General features: G+C 64.7%; 23 protein-coding genes and 1 pseudogene. 21 read left to right on the forward strand and 3 right to left on the reverse strand.

Going from position 1 to position 19,063, the window contains the following annotated elements:
- Window positions 1-94 precede the first annotated feature (94 nt).
- The 3 genes from ABXJ52_RS19660 (at window position 95) to ABXJ52_RS19670 (ending at window position 1,113) form a co-directional block, all read left to right on the forward strand.
- Window positions 95-445, forward strand: a complete 351-nt coding sequence (locus ABXJ52_RS19660) for a hypothetical protein (RefSeq protein WP_367043905.1) — start codon at window positions 95-97, stop codon at window positions 443-445.
- On the forward strand, window positions 439-705 hold the full coding sequence (locus ABXJ52_RS19665; RefSeq protein ID WP_367043906.1) for a hypothetical protein: 267 nt from the start codon (window positions 439-441) through the stop codon (window positions 703-705). The genes ABXJ52_RS19660 and ABXJ52_RS19665 overlap by 7 nt, the downstream gene beginning before the upstream one ends.
- Window positions 706-924: 219 nt before the next feature.
- Window positions 925-1,113, forward strand: coding sequence for a hypothetical protein (locus tag ABXJ52_RS19670; RefSeq protein WP_367043907.1), 189 nt, complete (start codon window positions 925-927; stop codon window positions 1,111-1,113).
- Between the two features lie 1,346 nt (window positions 1,114-2,459).
- Here ABXJ52_RS19670 and ABXJ52_RS19675 read toward each other — a convergent pair.
- Entirely contained in the window at window positions 2,460-3,215 is a 756-nt protein-coding gene (locus ABXJ52_RS19675; RefSeq protein ID WP_367043908.1) for a GntR family transcriptional regulator, read from the reverse strand.
- A 78-nt stretch (window positions 3,216-3,293) separates the two neighbouring features.
- On the opposite strand from ABXJ52_RS19675, the gene ABXJ52_RS19680 reads away from it, so the two are divergent.
- From ABXJ52_RS19680 to ABXJ52_RS19695, 4 genes are all read left to right on the forward strand, one after another.
- Window positions 3,294-3,572 (forward strand): hypothetical protein, encoded by a 279-nt coding sequence (locus ABXJ52_RS19680; protein WP_367049134.1) that lies wholly within the window; start codon window positions 3,294-3,296, stop codon window positions 3,570-3,572.
- A 337-nt stretch (window positions 3,573-3,909) separates the two neighbouring features.
- Window positions 3,910-4,134, forward strand: a complete 225-nt coding sequence (locus ABXJ52_RS19685) for a hypothetical protein (protein ID WP_367043909.1) — start codon at window positions 3,910-3,912, stop codon at window positions 4,132-4,134.
- 8 nt (window positions 4,135-4,142) lie between these two features.
- Window positions 4,143-4,874 carry a GntR family transcriptional regulator gene (locus tag ABXJ52_RS19690; protein ID WP_367043910.1) on the forward strand — a complete coding sequence of 244 codons (732 nt, stop codon included), beginning with the start codon at window positions 4,143-4,145 and terminating at the stop codon, window positions 4,872-4,874.
- Window positions 4,871-5,152, forward strand: a complete 282-nt coding sequence (locus tag ABXJ52_RS19695; protein ID WP_367043911.1) for a hypothetical protein — start codon at window positions 4,871-4,873, stop codon at window positions 5,150-5,152. The genes ABXJ52_RS19690 and ABXJ52_RS19695 overlap by 4 nt, the downstream gene beginning before the upstream one ends.
- 228 nt (window positions 5,153-5,380) lie before the next feature.
- On the opposite strand, the gene ABXJ52_RS19700 is transcribed toward ABXJ52_RS19695, so the two are convergent.
- Window positions 5,381-6,691: a hypothetical protein gene (locus ABXJ52_RS19700; protein WP_367043912.1), complete on the reverse strand. Its 1,311-nt coding sequence runs from the start codon at window positions 6,689-6,691 to the stop codon at window positions 5,381-5,383.
- Window positions 6,692-6,808: 117 nt separating this feature from the next.
- Here ABXJ52_RS19700 and ABXJ52_RS19705 point away from each other — a divergent pair, with 117 nt between their 5' ends.
- Both ABXJ52_RS19705 and ABXJ52_RS19710 read left to right on the forward strand, forming a co-directional pair.
- Window positions 6,809-8,995: a sensor histidine kinase gene (locus ABXJ52_RS19705; protein WP_367043913.1), complete on the forward strand. Its 2,187-nt coding sequence runs from the start codon at window positions 6,809-6,811 to the stop codon at window positions 8,993-8,995.
- A 706-nt stretch (window positions 8,996-9,701) separates the two neighbouring features.
- Entirely contained in the window at window positions 9,702-10,769 is a 1,068-nt protein-coding gene (locus ABXJ52_RS19710) for an MBL fold metallo-hydrolase (RefSeq protein WP_367043914.1), read from the forward strand.
- A gap of 317 nt (window positions 10,770-11,086) precedes the next feature.
- Here ABXJ52_RS19710 and ABXJ52_RS19715 read toward each other — a convergent pair whose 3' ends face one another.
- Entirely contained in the window at window positions 11,087-11,554 is a 468-nt protein-coding gene (locus tag ABXJ52_RS19715; RefSeq protein WP_367043915.1) for an NUDIX domain-containing protein, read from the reverse strand.
- Window positions 11,555-11,572: 18 nt separating this feature from the next.
- On the opposite strand from ABXJ52_RS19715, the gene ABXJ52_RS19720 reads away from it, so the two are divergent.
- The 12 genes and pseudogenes from ABXJ52_RS19720 (at window position 11,573) to ABXJ52_RS19775 (ending at window position 18,901) form a co-directional block, all read left to right on the forward strand.
- The gene (locus tag ABXJ52_RS19720; RefSeq protein ID WP_367043916.1) at window positions 11,573-12,355 is read left to right on the forward strand and encodes a GntR family transcriptional regulator; all 783 of its coding nucleotides are present in this window, start codon (window positions 11,573-11,575) and stop codon (window positions 12,353-12,355) included.
- A 139-nt stretch (window positions 12,356-12,494) separates the two neighbouring features.
- A complete protein-coding gene (locus tag ABXJ52_RS19725; protein ID WP_367043917.1) occupies window positions 12,495-12,851 on the forward strand; it encodes a hypothetical protein in 357 nt (118 codons plus the stop codon).
- A gap of 2 nt (window positions 12,852-12,853) precedes the next feature.
- Window positions 12,854-14,212 (forward strand): FtsK/SpoIIIE domain-containing protein, encoded by a 1,359-nt coding sequence (locus tag ABXJ52_RS19730; protein ID WP_367043918.1) that lies wholly within the window; start codon window positions 12,854-12,856, stop codon window positions 14,210-14,212.
- An 80-nt stretch (window positions 14,213-14,292) separates the two neighbouring features.
- Window positions 14,293-14,505 carry a hypothetical protein gene (locus ABXJ52_RS19735; RefSeq protein ID WP_367043919.1) on the forward strand — a complete coding sequence of 71 codons (213 nt, stop codon included), beginning with the start codon at window positions 14,293-14,295 and terminating at the stop codon, window positions 14,503-14,505.
- On the forward strand, window positions 14,505-15,164 hold the full coding sequence (locus tag ABXJ52_RS19740; protein WP_367043920.1) for a DUF2637 domain-containing protein: 660 nt from the start codon (window positions 14,505-14,507) through the stop codon (window positions 15,162-15,164). Before ABXJ52_RS19735 ends, ABXJ52_RS19740 begins: the two co-directional genes overlap by 1 nt.
- A 35-nt stretch (window positions 15,165-15,199) precedes the next feature.
- Window positions 15,200-15,391, forward strand: a complete 192-nt coding sequence (locus tag ABXJ52_RS19745) for a mobile element transfer protein (protein ID WP_367043921.1) — start codon at window positions 15,200-15,202, stop codon at window positions 15,389-15,391.
- 21 nt (window positions 15,392-15,412) lie between these two features.
- On the forward strand, window positions 15,413-15,568 hold the full coding sequence (locus ABXJ52_RS19750; protein ID WP_135332310.1) for a hypothetical protein: 156 nt from the start codon (window positions 15,413-15,415) through the stop codon (window positions 15,566-15,568).
- A 23-nt stretch (window positions 15,569-15,591) separates the two neighbouring features.
- Complete coding sequence (locus ABXJ52_RS19755; protein WP_367043922.1) at window positions 15,592-15,903, forward strand: SpdD-like protein; 312 nt, start codon at window positions 15,592-15,594, stop codon at window positions 15,901-15,903.
- A gap of 88 nt (window positions 15,904-15,991) precedes the next feature.
- Window positions 15,992-16,177 carry a hypothetical protein gene (locus ABXJ52_RS19760; protein ID WP_367043923.1) on the forward strand — a complete coding sequence of 62 codons (186 nt, stop codon included), beginning with the start codon at window positions 15,992-15,994 and terminating at the stop codon, window positions 16,175-16,177.
- Window positions 16,170-17,547: pseudogene (gene repSA, locus ABXJ52_RS19765) on the forward strand (replication initiator protein RepSA). Before ABXJ52_RS19760 ends, repSA begins: the two are co-directional and overlap by 8 nt.
- A complete protein-coding gene (locus tag ABXJ52_RS19770; protein WP_367043924.1) occupies window positions 17,544-17,738 on the forward strand; it encodes a helix-turn-helix domain-containing protein in 195 nt (64 codons plus the stop codon). The pseudogene repSA and the gene ABXJ52_RS19770 overlap by 4 nt, the downstream one beginning before the upstream one ends.
- Window positions 17,738-18,901: a site-specific integrase gene (locus tag ABXJ52_RS19775; RefSeq protein WP_367043925.1), complete on the forward strand. Its 1,164-nt coding sequence runs from the start codon at window positions 17,738-17,740 to the stop codon at window positions 18,899-18,901. Before ABXJ52_RS19770 ends, ABXJ52_RS19775 begins: the two co-directional genes overlap by 1 nt.
- Window positions 18,902-19,063: the final 162 nt, after the last annotated feature.

Below are 19,063 nucleotides of genomic sequence, written 5' to 3' on the forward strand. Positions count from 1 at the left end.
ACGAGCGGCTGGGAGTGTTCAGTGATCATCGGATCCTCAATCATTGAACACTCCCAGATCTGGCCGCAGATCCGCACGAAGGCGCGGGCCGAGGGTGGGGCGATCCTCTTCGCCGACAAGGGTCACCGGCCGCACCTGGGGCGAGAAGGGCAAGGCTCCCGTGGTGCGGCGGAGCGGCGCCCGGGTCTCGGTGAACGCGATATCGGCGATCAGCACCAAGGGCCGGATGCACTTCATGGTCTCCACCGAGAGCTTCACCGTCGAGGTGATGTGCCGCTTCTTCCGCAGGCGCCAACGGCAACCCCACTTCGTCCGCGCCTACTTCGGCGGACCCCACGTCCCCGTGAGTCTTCCCGCCGGTGTGCAGCGCGCATCCGTACTCCATCAAGACTGCCGCAGGTCTGCCGTGGCGGTGCTCAACAACCGCCAGAACACTGAATGTTGACGAACCGGACGCTGGAGGTCGAGGCAGAGGCACCCCATTCCCGAGTCGGCACGGTGGTGGTCGACACCGTCGGGGACCCAGTCGCCGAGTGCCGAGGAGCCACCGGTGGCCTGTGGGCTCTGCGTCCGTTGGGCGGGGGCCGGGAGTGGGACGTCGCCCCGGACAAGGTCCGGCCGGCGACCGACGGCGAGATCCTTGGCGAGCGCCTCGCGGTGGAGAACCGGCGGGCGGCCTGGGGACGCGAAGTGGGTGCGTCATGAGGCGCGAGGCGGCACCGGCGGAGTGTCCGGCCGGCGACCGGAGCGCGGCTCTCTTCGAGGACACACCTTACGAGGTGAGCCCTGCCGGTTGGTGGAGTGAGTACGGCGGAGCCATCGATGTCCGCTCCGGCGTCGTCCACGTCCCGGCCAGTGCCGGGCACCTTCCATGCATCCGGTCCGGCTGCCGGCGTTGCCTGGAACCGGAGAGGGCGGTGGGCCATGACGGATGAACAGCGCACGCCGCCGCCCATCGACCGCTGGGACACGCCCAGGCAGGGCGCGACCCTGCCGCCACGCCACGGCAGCCGTACCACCGATGATCTCCGGCCCGACTGCCGTGCGTTGACGGCGGGGCAGCCGGGCGGGCACCACCCCGCGGCGTCCGCCGCCGGGCCACTTCCACCGTAGGAGATACACCGTGAGCGTTGACGACCTGTTCACTGGCGACCTGATCACCGGGGTTCCGGCCCTGGACGCCGCCCTGATGGACAGGCGCACCAGCGCGCCGAGGAGTTCGTCACCCAGCGGCAGGGCGCGATCCGCCGGGCGCGCGAAGCGCTTCAGACGATGGCCGAGACCTGGGACACCGTCCAGGACGTCGCCGCCCGACTCGACACCCCGTACGGGAGGGACGTCCTCGACGGCCTCACCCCGTAGCCCGCGCCCTCGCCCAGAGCCTGAGTGCCCAGAGCCTGAGCGCCCAGAAGTGATCTCCGGCCGCCCCTGACCGGGAGCCGGCGGGGAGCCTGATCTTGAAGTTGGCTCCCAAATGGCTCCCAAGACGGCCCTCAAACACAAATCAGGCCCGGCATCCGTTTCCGGATACCGGGCCTGACCTGGTGTTTCAGCTGTCGGGGTGGCGGGATTTGAACCCACGACCTCTTCGTCCCGAAGCAACTTGGGTGAGGGGCTGAGCGGGGCTAACTGACGGCTGAGCTGCGGAGACGGTCCGCCGTTGTTCGCGCTTGTCCGGCGCTGTCTGTCGGCGTTGTCACTCAGTTAGACACTCAGCTGGTGCCGACCTGATCGGTTCGGCCTTCTGCCCCGTAGCTCAATGTGGACTGACAGCACGGTCACAGCGGCCGCAGCATGGGCCTAGAGGGGCCCTGCCGGACGGGCGCGACAGTACTTCGTTGTTGTACCGCACCCCCCATCAACAGGGTGAGGGCCGCAGCCGCGTCCGCGTATGCGCTGGTTACCTCGGCAACAGGAGCCGATACGAGTACGACCACAATGACAACTGTGATGACCCATGGATACCGGCTCAGGTTTGACACCCACTGGGGTGCAACAGCCAAACTCATTGGTGGACCTCTCCAATGGAAGGGGTTCGGTGCCCACCGCGCTGCCTTGCCTCGAAACTAGAGCGGCGCGGTGGGCTTTGGGTTCGTGGACCGTAGCAACGGACGGGCCATGAGGGGGACTTGAGCCGTATCCCACCGATTACTCTGAGCTGTCAACTAGAGTACACAGTTACCGTAAGTGACGTTTTTGACTGCGCGGATCAGCATTTTCTATGAGCCTTGCGCATTGGAAATGCGGTATCTGCATATTTCAGGGCGTCAAGGTAGCCATCGGTAACCATTGAGGTTGGCTGATTCTTTTCGCACCTGCATGCCTCTGGTGCACTGAAAGATCAGCGGATGCCCGAGGTCGAGACAAGGCTCTGTCGACCTTGCAAACTGTCGCCGCAGGGATGTCCCCGGCGCGAGGTTGGGGCCATCGTCTTCGAGGCTCCCCCATCGAGTGGTCTGCTAGCGGCGGATCGGAACCTCGTAGACGATCTCGCAGAGAGCCGCGGGCACCACAATGTCCGCCGTCTCCACGGACTGGCCCGCGTCGCTGTAGTACGTCCGACGAATGTGAGTGACCAGCGCCGCCTTCTGGATGCCCAGGAGTGACGCTTCCTCAGTGGTCGCCTGCCGCGGCTCCGGTTGCTCCACGGCGTGGGTGACGGTGATCCCGATCTCGGCCATGCGGTTCACAACTCCCGCCCCGGCGTGCGGGCCTCCCTCGGGAAGGACGACGACAGTGCCAGCGGTGAGTTCGTACGGCTCCCAACTCGTCGACAGCTGAACCGGCTTGCCATCGGCAAGGAACTCGTAGGCGGTACGGACGCACAGATCACCCTCGGCGATTCCGAGACGCGTAGCGACCTCGGCCGGCGCCGGAACTTTGGCATCGGTCCGACTCTCCCAGTCTCCCTGCCTGCCCAGAGCCTTCATATCCGCGCGGAACGGGGAGCTCTGAGGCTGCTCGCGTGCCGCTGACCGGACAACCCGCACACGCTTCCGAGGCTCGGCGACGTAGGTGCCCGAACCGGCACGCCCCTCCAAGACTCCCTGAGAGATCAGCAGCTCCTGGGCCCGACGCACCACGTTCTCGCCCACGCCGCATTCCTGGGCGATCTGGGCGCGGGACGGGAGCCGGTCTCCTGGCGTCCACTCGTGCTCCACAATCCGCCGCCGGAGCTCGTCGGCGATACGGAGATAAGGCGGCTGCTCAGGCATATGGAAAATCTAGTCCACTAGCTCTAATCTAGTTAACTAGCTTAACTCAAAGTGATCACCGGTGACGGAGGCTGCCCTGTGCCTGCTGCAGAAGTGAGCGCGGAGGCCATCGCAGCTCGGTTATCGGCCCTCGGGCTCGCCACACGCGTGGAGGAGCACGACCGAGACACGTCGATCGAAGCGGAGGTACCGGAATCGCTCTCCGCCGAGTCATGGCGGGCGGCCCTGGAAGTGGTGGCGATGGCCGACCGATTCGGACTACTCGCCACCAGCTTGAACAGTCGCACCCTCTGGGCGGTCGTACGCAAGCCAGTCCCTGAGACGGTCGCTGGCGACGGACCGGCCAATCAGCAATAGGAGCTGAGCAGAGTGTCCATCCCTATCAAACGTGCCTTCTTACTGATCTGCGAGGAGCGGCGCGCATCGCAGCACCCGGCCATCGCACCTTGCCCCGGACCCAAGGCCACCTGGTGCACTCAGGCGGGTACCTCCTGATGACACACAGCCAGCAGCCCCACATCACGCACACACGGGCAGCCCCCTACCGATCAAGCGCGTGCCGGATCGGTACGCACCACGCCTGCGCGGAGTCCTCCCCCGCCGCAGCACCGGTTGACGTCCCCGTCGTCTACGAGGCCTGCGATTGCCCCTGCCACCCGACGGCCGACCAGCCAACGCCCGTGGAGGTAGAGCGGTGAGGGGCTGGGCTCCCAGCGGCGCACTGGCCTCCACGGTCGAGATCACCGCGGCCAGCGTGCAGCGCGGTGACGTCATCCAGGTCGGCGGCCGACCATGCCGAGTGATCGACCTCTTCCAACTGCCCCAGGGCGCCAAGCAACTCGTACTCGAATCGGGCGAGCTACTGACCATGCACCCACGGAGCCGGTTCGAAGCGCTTCGGATGACGAGAAGGAGGTGATCCGGCGCATGCCTTCTCGCCGTCACGCAATCGCCAGCGACCTCCGCGACCGGATCACGACCGGTCAACTCAAGCCCGGCGACCGCCTCCCCTCCGAGACCCAACTAGCCGACCAATACAAGGTCAGCACTGCCACACTGCGGAGTGCTCTCGCAGCCCTCCAGGGAGAGGGCCTGATCGAGAAGCTCCACGGCAAGGGCAACTTCGTTCGCCGCTCACTGCGCAGAATCACGTACATCGGCGGCGGGCACGCACGAGACCTACGCTCCGCTCCTGACACGGCCCTGCACATCACGGTCCGCACCACCAAGATCCGGGCACACGGACATCTGACATCTCTATTGCGTGTGTCGGCCGGTAGCCCACTGACGGAGTTCCTCTGCCTCAGCTACGAGGCAGAGACACCGCACAGCCTGGCCCGCATCTACATCCCTCACGACCTGGCGCCGGCCGCCACACCCAACAACCCGCGCCCACAGGAAGCCTCGGCGAGCTTCGCAGCCCTGCACCCGGACTCAGCAGAGGTACGAGAGACAGTCAACGCCCGCCTCCCAACGCCACAAGAAGCCTCAACACTCCGAATCAGCACCGCTCTAGCGGTTCTCGCAATCACACGAGTAACAGCAGACGAGGCAACTGGGCGCGTAGTCGAGGCCGCGCTCCTGGTGCTCCCAGGGGACCGAGCAGATGCGGTCTTCACCACCAACCACACGATTGACGAGGGACAGACGGAAAGATGACACCCCAAAACGAGCTGCGCCTCCTCCCCTGGTCGGGACCAGAAGGCAAGCCTTGCTACCTCAGCACCGACGACAGCGACGGTCACGTGTCCCGCCTAGCCGACAACATCGAGGCCGTCCAGCTCGGTATGGCAGGCGCCCTACTAGAGCAGGCAGAGGAAGTGTTGGGCGCAGAGAACGCGGAGCTTGAGGGCTTGCGCCTGTTGGCGACGGACCTGCAGGGAGCCTTGCGAGATGTGCTGCGCGTAGCAGTCAGCCGCAACACGACTCATAGGTGAGTGACGAGCTCCCGCCGATTCAACATCCGCCTCGGGCGCCCTTCCTCCTGTTATCACGACGCGATCCGTCTCCACAGTCAGAGGCTTCCCTGAGCGCCTAACACTTAGAAGGCGGGTGTGATCTTCGCCGTTCCACCCCTGGCATGGTGTTTTCGGGTGTCTAAGACTAAGCGTACGGCGTATAGGCCCTGGTGCTGTGTGTCAGTTCCAACGCCACTGTCAAGGTGATCACTGTGACCAGGGGATGGATCGGACCACTCCGACCGTCAGGTGCCTACACCGTATGCGACTGTCAAGCCAATCAGATGTTTGGGGGGAATTGAGGACATCGATTAGTTGCTTGCATTCAGCGGTGCTCCCGCTCTGAGATTCAATCACGATGACATGATTGTCGACCGCGATTTCCTGAATTCCGGTCACCAATGTCCCGGCGGCCCGCGCACCTCCCCCAGCCCGAAGGCCGGGTCGTGAAGTCCGCCGAACTGCAACAAAGGGTGGCTTGAATGTGCGCCCCGAGAATTTCCGTGACCGCCCAGGTGTCTCAATCGCGCCAAGGTCTCCAAGGTCACGCGCGATCAGGAAAGGTAGTTCTGGCCCGGAGTGGGGATCACGATTATCTACAACGGTCCCTACGCTGACTTTGAAGATATCTTCGATCGTGGGCGCCGAAGTCCGGTGAGGCCACCAGAGCGCGCTCGGCTCCCGCACATGGCGACGGCGACGGCGCCGTCCAGCCAGCAGGAAAACATCCACGTCCGTATGGTCGTCGAATTGCCCGTATAGGTCGATGCTGCTCAAATCAATTAGTGATTCGACCGAAGATCGCCAGCGCGCATATCTAGATCCGCTACGAAGTACATCGGGCAGAATGGCAACAAATTGCTGGCCGAGGCCAATTTTTGAAGCGGAAATCAAAGAAATTACAGCAGCTTGAGATACCGACCCGCTTCCCCAATTACAGTCCGCAGGGGCTTGCATTGAGCCAAAGGGAGGATTAAGCAGAAGCGTCCCGCCGTAGCTCCTAGCTTTCTCCAGCTCGCCGTGAGCGTCCGCCACTCGGATTCCCCTGAGTAACTCCAGCCCGGAATGGACATCAACCTCGATGACATCCCCGCGCTCTTCATGGCGTGCCGCGGCAAGCAGAAAGAGTCGAATTTTTGCGGTTTGCACAAAAGATGGCTGAAGGTCCTCACCTCGTAGGCTTTTACCCCAAAGGCGCAATGTGTCCCTCATCGTTGCTCCGAGCCTCTGCTTGCCGGCTGCTGCGAGCAGCAGGTCTCCAGCCCCGCAAGTCGGGTCCCAAAAGGCCGTGGAGTCCTCCAGTAGGTTCTCGAACCGCGCTCGCACGTGGCTGCCGGTGAAGAAGGCGCCCTCGGCGCGCCTCACCGTCCGTGGAACGAGCGCTCGCAACTGCTCTGCCGCCTGTCCGTTGAGCGCTGACTGAACCTCGCCACAGCTTGCGTGCCAGGGTTTGGTGCTGAGGTCGCCCGCGAGCCTGAACAGGCGATCGCTGTACCCCAAGTAGCTGTCGGTCGTCACCGCGTCCTCCCTGCCGACCTGGCCTATGGCGGATGTGATCTGAGACTCGCTACGCTGCAGCAGCCAACCTTCTCCTGCCAGCGCGCGCGTGAACTCGACACCTGGGGGCCACATCTGATGAGTGTTCACCTGCGCTTTGCCCCTGAGATCTTGGCACGTCTGGGGGAGGAACTCATCCCTCACCCGGATCTCGGGGTCATGGAACTTGTGCGTAACTCCTATGACGCTGACGCAACTTGGTGCGAAGTCAGGCTGGTCAACGCGAAACGGGCCGGCGGGACACTGGTAGTCAGCGACGATGGCCACGGTATGACGCCCGAGGAGATCGCGGGAGGCTTCCTCCACATCGGGCGGTCGTCAAAGACGGAAAGTCAGACTACTCAGCATTATGGGCGACGAAAGGTCGGCGAGAAGGGACTGGGGCGACTCGCCTCCTTACGTTTGGGTCATGAGATCGAAGTCATTACGCGCCCCAGCTCTGCTCCGGGCACTGCCCATCGCCTGACGATTAATTGGGCCGCTTACGATACCGTCGATTCCGTAGATGAAGTGAAGCTAGAGGTCAAAAGCTACGAGACCTCGGAAACTCCCGGGACGACGGTAATCATCAAGCGTCTGCGCGAAAGTTTTGAGGCCGATGGAGCACGCAGACTTTCCCGCGCACTACTGCTTCTATCCGGGGCTTTTGCGGGGGCTGATCTGTTACAACCTCCGAGTAAGGCGTCTCGTAGGGTTACGAAATGGGAACTCAGTGATGAACCAGATCCCGGCTTCCTCGTCAGCCTAGATGCTCCGGAGTACGTTGCCCTCACTCGCGCTGTCAGCCTGGGATACTTTGAAGAACACGAATTCAAACTCACTGCCGTACTCGATGAGAAGGGCCAGGCTAGCGCGACGTTGCTCGATTGGCGCGGTGAAGTGATTGCTACTGGTGCACACGCCGACGTCGCTTTGCCTCGTGGCGGTAAAGGAACGCCACCCGCTGCGTTCTCAGCTCCTTCCGCAAGATTCGAACTATGGATGTTCCTCCGCGATGCTGAGTCATTTAAGCGCAGGAACTCCACTAAGTCGTTGGCCGAGGTAGCGCAGTGGCTTGATGTTATTGGCGGTGTTCATTTATTTCATCGGGGTCTGCGGACTCACCCGTACGGGGATCCGGGTCATGACTGGCTAGATCTGAATCTAGGACGAAACCGCGATCCCCAACAACGCCCTTCGACGAATAACAGTGTAGGGCGGGTGACAGTCCAAGATCCGAAGAATGAGCTCGTTCCCAAAACCGACCGAATGGGTTTCCAAGAAAATCTACCATTCTCCGATCTCCGTGATTTCGCACAACGAGCTGTTGAATGGTCTGCCCGCGTCCGTAAGAGTAAGTGGGAAAAAGATCGCACCGGCGATGCTGCCGTGGTCCGCAAAGAACGCAAGCAGGACCGAACCGAAGCTGAAAAGGTAATCAAGGGTCTGCCGGCCTCGGTTGCTGCTCCATTGCGTAGAGCCTTTGACACCAATGATCGTCTGATTGCCGCTCTGGAACGCGACCGACTACTTTATCGCGCCCTGGCGACTGTCGGAATCAGCACTGCGGTATTTGCGCATGAATCTCTCAACACTGCTGGGGGCCTGGGTGCTGATCTGGAACTCCTCGAGCACTATGCGCAGCTTCTCTTGGACGAAACGTCATTCGCCGAGAGCATGGAAGAGCCCCTGGACCGCGCTCAGAGAAGCGCAGCTTCGATTCATTCGTTTGCCAAACTCCCTCTCAGGATGCTCCAAAGAGGGAAACGCAGACTTGTCATTGTTAATGTGAACGAGGTGTGTGTCGACTTTGTTGAAATGTTCGGCGGTTACCTCAAAGACTGGCAAATCGACGTGCAGATGGATCTGTGCCCTGAACCTGCAATGGTGCGAAGTACTGTGGCAGACGTGGAATCTCTGTACGCGAACTTGGTCATCAATGCGGCCAGGGCTTTTGGGGGAACCGGGGACCTTCCCGGTGGGCGCGTTGTTCGTATTCGTACCTCAGTATCGGGCGTATCTGTCACTCTCGATGTAGCCGACTCAGGGCCAGGAATCTCGGGGATCGAACTAGAAAAAATTTGGGAACCGGGCGAGGGTAGCGATGAAGATGGAACTGGTCTAGGCCTCACCATTGTAAAAGACATTGTGGCGGATCTCCACGGTAAGAAGAAGGTGCTTGCCGACGGCCATATAGCTGCATTGGCGCATGGTGAACTTGGCGGCGCACAATTCACCATCAGCCTGCCTCGCCACATGAAGAGGGTGGAAGAGAGGGACACGTGAGGGTTGCAGTTCTTGATGATGACGAGGCAGCTCTGGCTCGCGGATGTAACCAGGTTAAAGCGTTACGGCAGGAGCCCTACCGGCTATTGGTTAGGGAGAACCGTCAGCTCGGGGACATTCTAAGTGAAGTGCAGGGTGAAAAGTGTGCAGCGGTTATTTCCGATCACCGCTTTCGCACGCGTGCGCAGGTTCGGTTTACTGGTGCCGAACTGGTGTATCGCGCCAATGAACAGGGATTGCCAGCGGTTTTATACAGTGCTCACGTGGACGAAGATGAAGCCGACTCCATCCGGGCTTGGCGGTACGGGATTCCACGAGTGGTGAAGAAGGCTCCGGGGGCCCTCAAGGCTCTTGGTGACGCCCTCCGCGTAGCGGAATCTGAAGCTCACGGAGAGCGAGAGCTAGGGCGACAAGGGTTTGTGACACCAGTCCGCGTAGTCGGGGTCCCTCCGCGGCACGAGTCCGTGCTTGGCCTGGGAGGGGAGATGGTTGAGGTGACTGTTACGGCTTGGCGCCCCAGGGTGAGAATTCCTATGCCGGTGTCTCTACTCCCGCTTGGACACCAACGAATTAGCGACGATCTGATCGGTAAAATCTTCCTCGGCAAGGTAAATTACTATGCTGAGAAAAGTAACGAACTTTTCTTTCATGATCTTAGGGCAGCTCCGGAGCCCAACCCCCGGCTGCGAAGGGGTCAGGAAGCCGCATGACCGAGGTTCAGTCTGGTTTAGCTGGGGCTGACATCGTGTCGCCGGACTTGGCAGAGATCGTCATATTGGACGTCGGGCACGGTAATTGTGCGATTCTGCGAGATGGCGATAGGTGTGCGATCGTCGATGCCCGCTCTGGGGTATTGCTACTTTCCGAACTTCAGCGTATGGGGATCAAGCACATTGAACATGTCGTTCTATCGCACGCCGATGAGGATCACATTCAAGGAGCGCTACAGCTGCTTCCGCACCAGTCCTTTTCGATCGGGCACTTTTGGGCTAATTCCGATAGTGCGAAGGACTCGGATCTTTGGGATGAGCTGCTAACCCTGGTGGATCATCTGGACACGTGTGGTCGGCTGCAGGCCAATATGGCGATCAGCACGTCGCAGCGAGATAAATTGAGCTTCGGCCGTATGGGCGTGTCCGTGCTTCACCCCACGCTTTATGAGATCGGGCATGGTCCAGGCAAAGCGACAGGGGCGAGGCCCCGACTCACCACCAATGGACTTTCGGTGGTCCTAAGGGTGAGTATCGATGATGAGCCTTTAGCGCTACTTCCAGGTGATATCGATGCGGGTGGCCTACGCAGGATGTTGGGTCGGCAGGCGGATGCTTCCGCTTATACACTTGTTTATCCACATCATGGAGGTGGGAACGGCGGTGCCTCCCACGCTCGTTTTGTGCAGGATCTTGCGAATGCAACCCACCCTGAGCTGGTAATCTTTTCCATGGGGCGTGATCGCTTCAAGAACCCGATTCCAGAAGTGGTGGCTGAGTTTGGAAACTCATTTCCTGATGTCAGAATCGCTTGCACGCAACTTTCATCCCATTGTCACAGTGGAGCACTGCCGACCGTTGGAGGCAGTCACTTGGGTATTCGTTCCGCTGCGGGTCTCGCTGAAGGGAAGTGCTGCGCTGGCACATTGACACTCAGGGTGGAAGACGGGGGAATTTATGTGCATCCCGAACCCGGTCCACATGCTGACTGGATTCAAGGAAACGTGCAAGCACCGATGTGTTCTGTGATTCCTACTTTCCCGACACAACGGCCTCCCACCTGAGTTGGTTGGGCCAGCGTTATCCGTCCACGGAACTTCGCGAGGTCGGCGGAACGGCTTTGGGCTGGAGCTGCTTTGGGGGGAGTGATCATGGCCCCGTAAGCTCATCGCGAGTCGGGCAGTCTGTGGACCTGCCCGTTAAAGCACGACGTTGGGGCCATGATCTTCGAGGCTCGCCCCAAAGTGGCTGCCTAAAGCCGTGGAGCCGACCGTCCCAGCCACGGAGGGTGTCTCCCACTTCATGCCCGCAGCTCGCGAGCGCGCCGTCGAGGCGGCGCGCGCCCGCGCTGTGCGCGGGCCTTGATGAAGTAGGGAAAGTTCTATCGCGTCGGCGTCAGGCGCTTGCCGTCGTGGCTTCGTACGTGAGGGCCTGCCCCGTCTAGGGCGTCCAGGAGCCGGATCGCGTAGACCTCGGACATCCACTCGGCGACCTCTTCGGGCGTGAGCCAGTCGACCGCGGTTGATTCGCTGGACGTGCGCTCGGTGCCGCCGACCGGCTTACAGCGGAAGACCAGCGCCACGATGCCGCGGGTCGTGTTCTTGTAGACCCCGGTGAGCTCGTCCACCTCGATGTGGATGCCCGTCTCTTCCAGGACTTCGCGCCGTACGCCCTCTTCGGGGGGCTCGTCGAGTTCGAGCACACCGCCAGGGAGTTCCCAAGTGCCGTTGTCCGCGCGGCGGATTGCCAGGAGCCGGCCATCCTCGCGTACCACTACTCCGGCTACGGACACGGAGTGCAGTGGCGTTGACTGGCCTTCCTGGGCGCTGTTACTCATGTACAGGAGCATAGGAGGAAGAGAAGGACTATGGGAACTGCGGTAGGAGAGGAGCGGGCTGGGCCTCGGTACGTGCAGATTGCTGACGACATCGTTCGGCAGATCCGGGCGGGAGTCCTCAAGCCCGGTGACATGGTGCCGAGTGAGTCGGAGCTCGTGGAGCGCTACGGCGTGGCCGGCGGGACGATTCGCAAGGCCATGGTCGAGGTGCGGGCCAGTGGGCTCGTTGAGACTCGGCACGGCAAGGGCTCGATCGTGAAGGATCGGCCGCCGGTACGGCATCGGTCCTCGGATCGCTTCCGGCGTTCGCTTCGGCAGGAGGGCGGCAAGGCCGCGTACCTCGCGGAGTCTGAGCAGTCCGGCGCCACCGCCAAGGTCAGCGTTCTGTACATCGGGCCCATGGAGGCTCCTGCGGACTCCGCCGAGCGGCTCGGCGTCGAGGCCGGCACTCAGGTCCTTGCCCGGCGGCGCCTCTACTTCCGTAACGGGACCCCCGTCGAGACCGCGTCCTCGTATCTGCCGTGGGACGTCGTGAAGGACATCCCCGAACTGTTCGCCGAGAACCCCGGCCGCGGTGGCATCTACGCCCGACTCGAAGACCACGGGCACGAGTTCGCCGAGTTCGTCGAGACGCTGCAAGCGCGTCCGGCCTCCAAGGCAGAGGCGACCGAGCTTGCTCTCAGTCCCGGAGCTCCGGTGGTTCATCTGATCCGTGAGGCCCGGACGACCGAGGGTCGTGTGGTCGAGCTCTGCGACACCCTCATGGCCGCTGACCAGTTCGTTTTCGAGTATCGGATCCCTGCCGCCGACTGACGCACCCTCAACTCCGCCCAGCCCGCCGTGACTTCTTCTTCGCGGCGGGTTGACTCATGTATAGGAGTGATGCACTCTTCTTCATGTCACTCCTATACATGAGTGACGGAGTTCAGCATCTCTAGAGGAGTGATCCGTAGTGCGTCAGATTCCCGTCGACACCTCCGCCGCCACCGTGATGGTCGCCAAGGCCCCGCAGCCCAAGGTCAAGGACCGTCGGACCGGTGAGCTTGCTCAAGACATCGAGACCGGCGCCCAGTTGATGACCGTGGACGTGATGTTCGCGGCCAACGACGCGGTCGAGATCCTGTCCGTCACCGTCCCTCAGCCCGGTATCTCCGACGAGCTGGCCATGGGCACCCCGGTCGCGCTCACCGGCCTGATCGCCCGCCCGTGGGAGAACGAGTTCAATGGGCAGAAGCGGCACGGCATCGCTTACCGTGCAGTCGCCGTCACCTCGCTCAACGGTGGCGCCTCGAAGCCCAAGGCGGCCTGATCATGACCGGCTTCATGGTCGCGCTGCTTCTGCTGGTCGTCGCCTCCGCAGTGATCCTGCGGTGGCGGCGCCCCGCCTGGTACTGGGTGAGTTTCGGCGTCACGTTCGCCGCGTTACGGGTCCTGGTCCGGTACGCCTCGGTCATGGAGGCCTGCGGGCTCACCGTCCCGCCCTCGCGCTGGCGCCTCTCCCTCGCCCGGATGACCAACCGCCCGGTGCCTGAGCCGCGCGCTCCGCGCATCATGCGCCTTCGGCCCACCCGCACCGGTCTCGTCCTACGGCTGAAACTCCGCCCCGGTCAGGACGCGTTCGACGTCTCCGCCGCCGCCGACCGGCTACGCCACTCCTTCGGCATGTACGGCGTCACCTCCCGCGAACTGCGCTCCAGCGTCGTCGAGTTGCGCATGACCGGCTACGACGTACTTCAGCGCGTGAAGATGCCCGCCACGACCGACAGCCGCCCGATGCGCATTCCCGTCGCCCTGCGCGAAGACGGGGCCGTGCACTACCGCGACTACCGGGCCGTGCCGCACGGGCTCACGCTCGGCGCCACCGAGTCGGGCAAGTCCGTCTATCAGCGCAACCTCGTTGCCGGGCTCGCCGCGCAGAACGTCGCCCTCGTCGGCATCGACTGCAAGCAAGGCGTCGAACTCTTCCCGCTCGCCCGGCGCTTCTCCGCCCTGGCCGACAACCCGGATACCGCCCTCGAACTCCTCGACGCGCTCGTCTCCCACATGGAGACCGTCTACGAGCTCATACGTGCCGAGCAGCGCATCAGCGTCGGCGTACCCGATGCGGAGATCGCCGCCGACATCTGGGACCTGCGCGAGGACCTTAGGCCCGTACCCGTCGTCGTCCTGGTCGACGAGGTTGCCGAACTCGCCCTCTACGCAAGCAAGGACGAGGAGAAGCGGCGCGACCGGATCATCACGGACCTGGTCCGCCTTGCCCAGCTCGGCCGCGCCGCCGGGATCTACCTGGAGATCTGCGGCCAGCGCTTCGGCTCCGAGCTCGGCAAGGGCATCACGATGCTCCGCGCCCAGCTCACCGGCCGTACCGCCCACCGCGTCAACGACGAATCCAGCGCCAACATGGCCTTCGGCGACATCGCCCCGGATGCCGTCCTCGCTGCCATCCAAATCCCCACCGAGACACCCGGCATCGCCGTCACCGGCGACTCGTCCGGCGGCTGGGCCCGCATCCGCGCCCCGCACACCTCGCTGCGCGAAGCCGTAAACATCTGCAACCGGCACGCCGACCGCACCCCGGACCTGCCCGAGCTGGCACCCTTCCGGCCCGTCGTCGGCCCGCTGCCCTCGGCCCACGTGCCGCTCTCCAAGGCCGCCACCGCCACGGCCTGACCCCTCCCGCACTCCGGTCGGCGCGACCGCATCCGCGCCACGTCCCTACCCCGCCCATGCCCAAATCCGGAGGTGAAACAGTGGACGCCTACGAGGACTTCAACCGCACAGTGCAGCTGCTCGGCGCCCTCGCCCTGTACGCCGATTTGCCCGACGCCGACCAGGAGTTCGTGGCCGTCACGGGCGCTGCTGTCGCCGCCTCGCTGCCTCGTCGTGTTCTCCCGCCGCTGCCGTCCGACTATGACCCGACCGACGGGCCGGACTACCCGGACTGTCCCGGCGAGGGCTCGTAATGGCCCGGCCCGCGATCCGCCTGGACGCGGTCCTCGTACAGGCCTTCATCGCTGGCGCTCTCTCCTTCGCCCACCTGCACGACCTCGCCGCCGCTGCCGGGCAAGACGGTTGGAAGGCGTGGGCCTACCCGATCAGCGTCGACCTGCTCCTGGTCGCTGCCTGGCGGAGGCTTCGCAGCGACGGTCCGTCCCGGCTCGCCTGGTGCTGGTTCCTGATCGCCCTGGTGGCCTCGCTCGGCGCCAACGTCGCCACCGCCGGGTTCCTCGACCTGCAACACCCCCCGGCCTGGCTCCGGTTCGGCGTCGCCGGTTGGCCCGCCCTCGCCTTCCTCGGCGGCACGCTGCTCGCCCACACCACCCACGCCCCCGAGACCCCGCCGGAGCCGGATCGGCCGGCACCCGCAGCCCCCGAATCCGCACCGGAGCCTCCGGTCGTCGCGGAGCCGGAAGTCGCCCGAGTCCCCGCGGCTGAGGACGCCCCCGCGGTCCCCGCCGCAGATCCCGCGCCCCCGGTCCCGGCCGCCCTGGTCGACCACGCCCGCAAGGTCGCCGACGACCACCAGGCCCGCACCGGCTCCCGCATCGACACCGACACCCTCCGGGCCCGCCTCGGCGTCCCGCCCCAGCTCGCCGACGCCATCGCCGCCCAACTCACCTGATCCCGAAAGCGACCCGACCCGAAAGGAGAACCACCATGCCCGCACGCGACCACTTCCACTCCGTGATGCAGATCGGCCCCGTACAGATCGGCACCCACCGCGACCGCCACGGCCACACCAAGCACGCCGCCGTGTGCACCGCCGACCGCTGCGGCTGGTCCTCCGACTACGCCAGCCAGTCGGCCGCCCAGCTCGCCGCCCGCACCCACCGCTGCAAGGTCCGCTGACCCACTGAGGAGATCACCGCCATGGATGTACCGCTCTGGCTCGCCCTGATCGTCGTCGGCTACCTCGGCCTCAAGCTCATCCACCCGCCCTGGTGGCTGGTGATCGTCCTCCTGCTCTGCGGCTACCTCCTCGCAGACAGCCTGCTCGCCCCCGCCATCGACTCCACCGTCAAGTAGCAGCCCGCGAAGGGAGATCCACCATGTTCCGCCCCAAGGTCCCGACCAACCCGGCCCCGACCGGCATCGTCACCCCGCTGACCACCGTCCCGGCCGCCGTCGTTCAGCAGCCCCAGACACCCGCACCCGTCGCCCCGGCTGCTCCCGCCCGACCCACCGTCCAGCTCACGCCGGGCACGGTCGTCGCCCTCGTCGGTGGCGGGACCGCGGTCGTCCTGGTCGTCGGCGCCGTCCTGGTCTCCATGCTCCTCGCGGTCGCCATCACCGGCGCCTCGCTCGCCATCTGCGCCCTGGTGATCCGCTCCCTCATCACCGCCGAGCACAAGCAGCGCTGACCGGCCCCGGGCGGCCTCAACCGCCAAGTCTCCGCCGCCCGGGAGCCGTACCCCTCTCCGAACCAGAGATCCGGAAGGAAGCTCCATCATGACCGAGCGCACCCGCTCGCCGTCCCGTATCTGCCCGTCTTGCGACGGCTTCGCCTCCGCCGCCGTTACCCTCGGCGGCCGCGACCGGAACGGCTACCTGCGCATCATCACCGCCCACTGCCTGGACTGCCACGGCATCGCCACGGTCCGCCGCTCGCTCACGCGGGAGGGCGCCCGTGTCTGACACGCATCTCGACCCGGCCACCCTCGGCGACCTGCTGAGGGTGGCCTCGGCCTCCGACTTCGACCGCTGGCAGGACCAGGTACGCCGCACCGGCGGCTGCTCCGACCCGATCCACCTCACCGGCTGGTTGCTCACCAAGGACAAGACGACCGGCGAGACCCTCCACCACTACTCCACCCAGCACGAACCCGGCGGACGCCTCCGCCTCGCCTGCGGCAACCGCCGCGCCTCCCGCTGCCCCTCCTGCGCCTGGACGTACGCCGGAGACACCTACCACCTGATCCGCGCAGGCCTGGCCGGAGACGACCGCCGCGACGTCCCCTCCACGGCCCGCGACCACCCGCGCGTCTTCACCACCCTCACCGCCCCGTCCTTCGGCCCCGTCCACAACCGACCCGACCGCGGCACCTGCCGCTGCGGCACCCACCACCCCACCGACGCCCCGGCACTCGGCACCGCCCTCGACCCTGCCACGTACGACTACGCCGCCGCCGTCCTCTTCAACAACCACGCAGGCGACCTGTGGATGAGATTCACAACCCGCCTACGCCGAGAGATCGCCGCCCGCGCCGGACTCACCCAACGCGCACTCAAGGCATCCGCCCGCCTCTCATACGGCAAGGTCGCCGAATTCCAGAAGCGCGGCGCCCTCCACTTCCACGCCGTCATACGCCTCGACGGCCCGGACGGCCCCGACACCCCGCCCCCGTCCTGGGCGAGCATCGACCTCCTCACCGACGCCATCCACGCCGCCGCCACGCACCCGTACACCTCGGCCTCGGTCCCGGCCGCCGACAACCAACCGGCCCGAACTTTCCGCTGGGGCACCCAACTCGACGTCCGCCCGGTCAAGGCCTTCGGCGACGGCTCCGACATCACCGAACAAGCCGTCGCCTCCTACGTCGCCAAGTACGCGACCAAGGCGGCAGAGAACACCGGCACCCTGACCGCCGGATCAGCTCACTCACCGACCTCGACCACCACCACGTCCCCGCCCACACCCGCCGCCTGATCGAAGCCTGCAAGCTGCCCGATCCGCTCTACCCCGAGCGTCGTCTCTGGGCGTGGGCCCACATGGTCGGCTTCCGGGGCCACTTCTCCTCCAAGTCCCGCCGGTACTCCACCACCCTCGGCGAGCTCCGTCAGGCCCGAGCCGACTTCCGCGCCGCCCAGGAACGCGACGCCCTCGGCCTCAACGACCGCGAGCCGGACACAGTCCTCGTCCTCTCCGACTTCCAGTACGCGGGCCACGGCCACACACCCGGGGGGCCGCCCTCGCCGCGACGATCGCCCGAGATCTCCACCTCAACCGCGACACCGCCCGCGAAGCCCGGCAAGACCTACTCGCCCTGGAAGGAGCCGCAGCATGACCCCCGCCCCCACCCCCGCCGACCTGCTGACCGTGCCGGAAGTCATGGAGCGGCTCAAGCTCGGCCGCTCCAAGGTCTACGACCTCATCCGCACTCACCGGCTGCCGTCGTTCACCATCGGCCGTGCCCGTCGAATCCCGGCTGAGGCTGTGCAGCGCTTCATACGTGAGCAGATGGCGGAGGCTGCCTGATGTCCCTACGCCGTAGCCGCGGTGACGGTGGCCTGCACTGGGATGAGAAGCGGCAGCGCTGGATCGCCACCGCGAACCTCGGCTTCGATCCGAGCGGCAAGAGGATCGTCAAGCGGGGGAGTGGCAGGACCAAGAAGGCGAAGAGCAAGCTCAAGGAGGTTCTGCGCGATTACGAAGATGGGCTCGCCATCGCGCCGACCAACTACACCGTTGCGGACGCGGTGAATGACTGGCTCACGTACGGGCTGGCGGGGCGTGACGAGGGCACGGTCGAGACCGTGACTGGGCTCAGCCGGACTCACGTGATCCCGAGCCTGGGGGCGCGCAAGCTGCGTGATCTCAGTGCGGAGGACGTCGACCGCTGGCTGGCGGTGAAGGCTCAGACGCTCAGTACGCGCACTCTCCAAGGCCTGCACTCCTGCCTCAACCACTCGGTCAAGCGGGCCATGGCACGGGACAAGGTGAAGCGCAACGTCGTCGAATTGTGTGCCGTTCCGGCCGGCCGTCCGGGGCGCCCTTCCAAGGCGCTCACCTTGGTCCAGGCGGAGGCCGTGCTCAAGGCCGCAGAGGGGACCTCGATGTACGCGTACATCGTCGTCGCGCTGCTGACCGGGGCTCGCACCGAGGAGCTGCGTGCGCTGACCTGGGATCACGTGTTCCTCAAGGGCAGGCCGGACGTCAATCCGCCGCAGCCTCCTCACATCGCCGTGTGGCGGTCGGTCCGGCGCGGCGGGGACACCAAGACACGGAAGTCCCGGCGCACGCTCGCCCTGCCCGCGCGCTGTGTGGAAGTGCTGTGGTCGCAGTTTGAGGACCAGGGATGGGAGCGCCTCGCTGCCGGGGACGACTGGGAGGAGAACGGGCTCGTCTTCTCCTCGGCCGTCGGCAAGCCGCTGGACGCCACCAACGTCCGTCGCACCTTTCGGGCGGCTCTCAAGGGTGCCGATGGGATCGACGCTGCCGAGTGGGCACCCCGGGAGCTCCGGCACAGCTTCGTCTCGTTGCTCTCCGACAGTGGCGTACCCCTGGAGGAGATCTCCCGCCTCGTCGGCCACTCCGGGACCGCCGTCACCGAGGAGGTCTACCGCAAGCAGATCCGGCCCGTGATCCAGACCGGTGCCGTGGTCATGGACGGCATCTTCAAGCGGGATCTGAGGTCGTAGTCACTCAGATAGACACGCACATAGAAACAGGTCAGGTGCCCACTCTTAAGAGTGGGCACCTGACCTGGTATTTCAGCTGTCGGGGTGGCGGGATTTGAACCCACGACCTCTTCGTCCCGAATGAGGTTCGGTGAAGATCACGACCGGCGCTCATGGCGTTTT

Origin of the sequence: Streptomyces sp. Je 1-332 (assembly GCF_040730185.1) — a bacterium.
GTDB lineage: Bacteria > Actinomycetota > Actinomycetes > Streptomycetales > Streptomycetaceae > Streptomyces.

Coding starts and splice junctions, on each gene's coding strand:
- ABXJ52_RS19705 (WP_367043913.1), top strand. CDS start 6,809: ATGAGTGTTCACCTGCGCTTTGCCCCTGAGATCTTGGCACGTCTGGGG.
- ABXJ52_RS19665 (WP_367043906.1), top strand. CDS start 439: ATGTTGACGAACCGGACGCTGGAGGTCGAGGCAGAGGCACCCCATTCC.
- ABXJ52_RS19690 (WP_367043910.1), top strand. CDS start 4,143: ATGCCTTCTCGCCGTCACGCAATCGCCAGCGACCTCCGCGACCGGATC.
- ABXJ52_RS19695 (WP_367043911.1), top strand. CDS start 4,871: ATGACACCCCAAAACGAGCTGCGCCTCCTCCCCTGGTCGGGACCAGAA.
- ABXJ52_RS19710 (WP_367043914.1), top strand. CDS start 9,702: ATGACCGAGGTTCAGTCTGGTTTAGCTGGGGCTGACATCGTGTCGCCG.
- ABXJ52_RS19740 (WP_367043920.1), top strand. CDS start 14,505: ATGGCCCGGCCCGCGATCCGCCTGGACGCGGTCCTCGTACAGGCCTTC.
- ABXJ52_RS19770 (WP_367043924.1), top strand. CDS start 17,544: ATGACCCCCGCCCCCACCCCCGCCGACCTGCTGACCGTGCCGGAAGTC.
- ABXJ52_RS19745 (WP_367043921.1), top strand. CDS start 15,200: ATGCCCGCACGCGACCACTTCCACTCCGTGATGCAGATCGGCCCCGTA.
- ABXJ52_RS19670 (WP_367043907.1), top strand. CDS start 925: ATGACGGATGAACAGCGCACGCCGCCGCCCATCGACCGCTGGGACACG.
- ABXJ52_RS19720 (WP_367043916.1), top strand. CDS start 11,573: ATGGGAACTGCGGTAGGAGAGGAGCGGGCTGGGCCTCGGTACGTGCAG.
- ABXJ52_RS19715 (WP_367043915.1), bottom strand. CDS start 11,554: ATGCTCCTGTACATGAGTAACAGCGCCCAGGAAGGCCAGTCAACGCCA.
- ABXJ52_RS19760 (WP_367043923.1), top strand. CDS start 15,992: ATGACCGAGCGCACCCGCTCGCCGTCCCGTATCTGCCCGTCTTGCGAC.
- ABXJ52_RS19750 (WP_135332310.1), top strand. CDS start 15,413: ATGGATGTACCGCTCTGGCTCGCCCTGATCGTCGTCGGCTACCTCGGC.
- ABXJ52_RS19675 (WP_367043908.1), bottom strand. CDS start 3,215: ATGCCTGAGCAGCCGCCTTATCTCCGTATCGCCGACGAGCTCCGGCGG.
- ABXJ52_RS19730 (WP_367043918.1), top strand. CDS start 12,854: ATGACCGGCTTCATGGTCGCGCTGCTTCTGCTGGTCGTCGCCTCCGCA.
- ABXJ52_RS19775 (WP_367043925.1), top strand. CDS start 17,738: ATGTCCCTACGCCGTAGCCGCGGTGACGGTGGCCTGCACTGGGATGAG.
- ABXJ52_RS19755 (WP_367043922.1), top strand. CDS start 15,592: ATGTTCCGCCCCAAGGTCCCGACCAACCCGGCCCCGACCGGCATCGTC.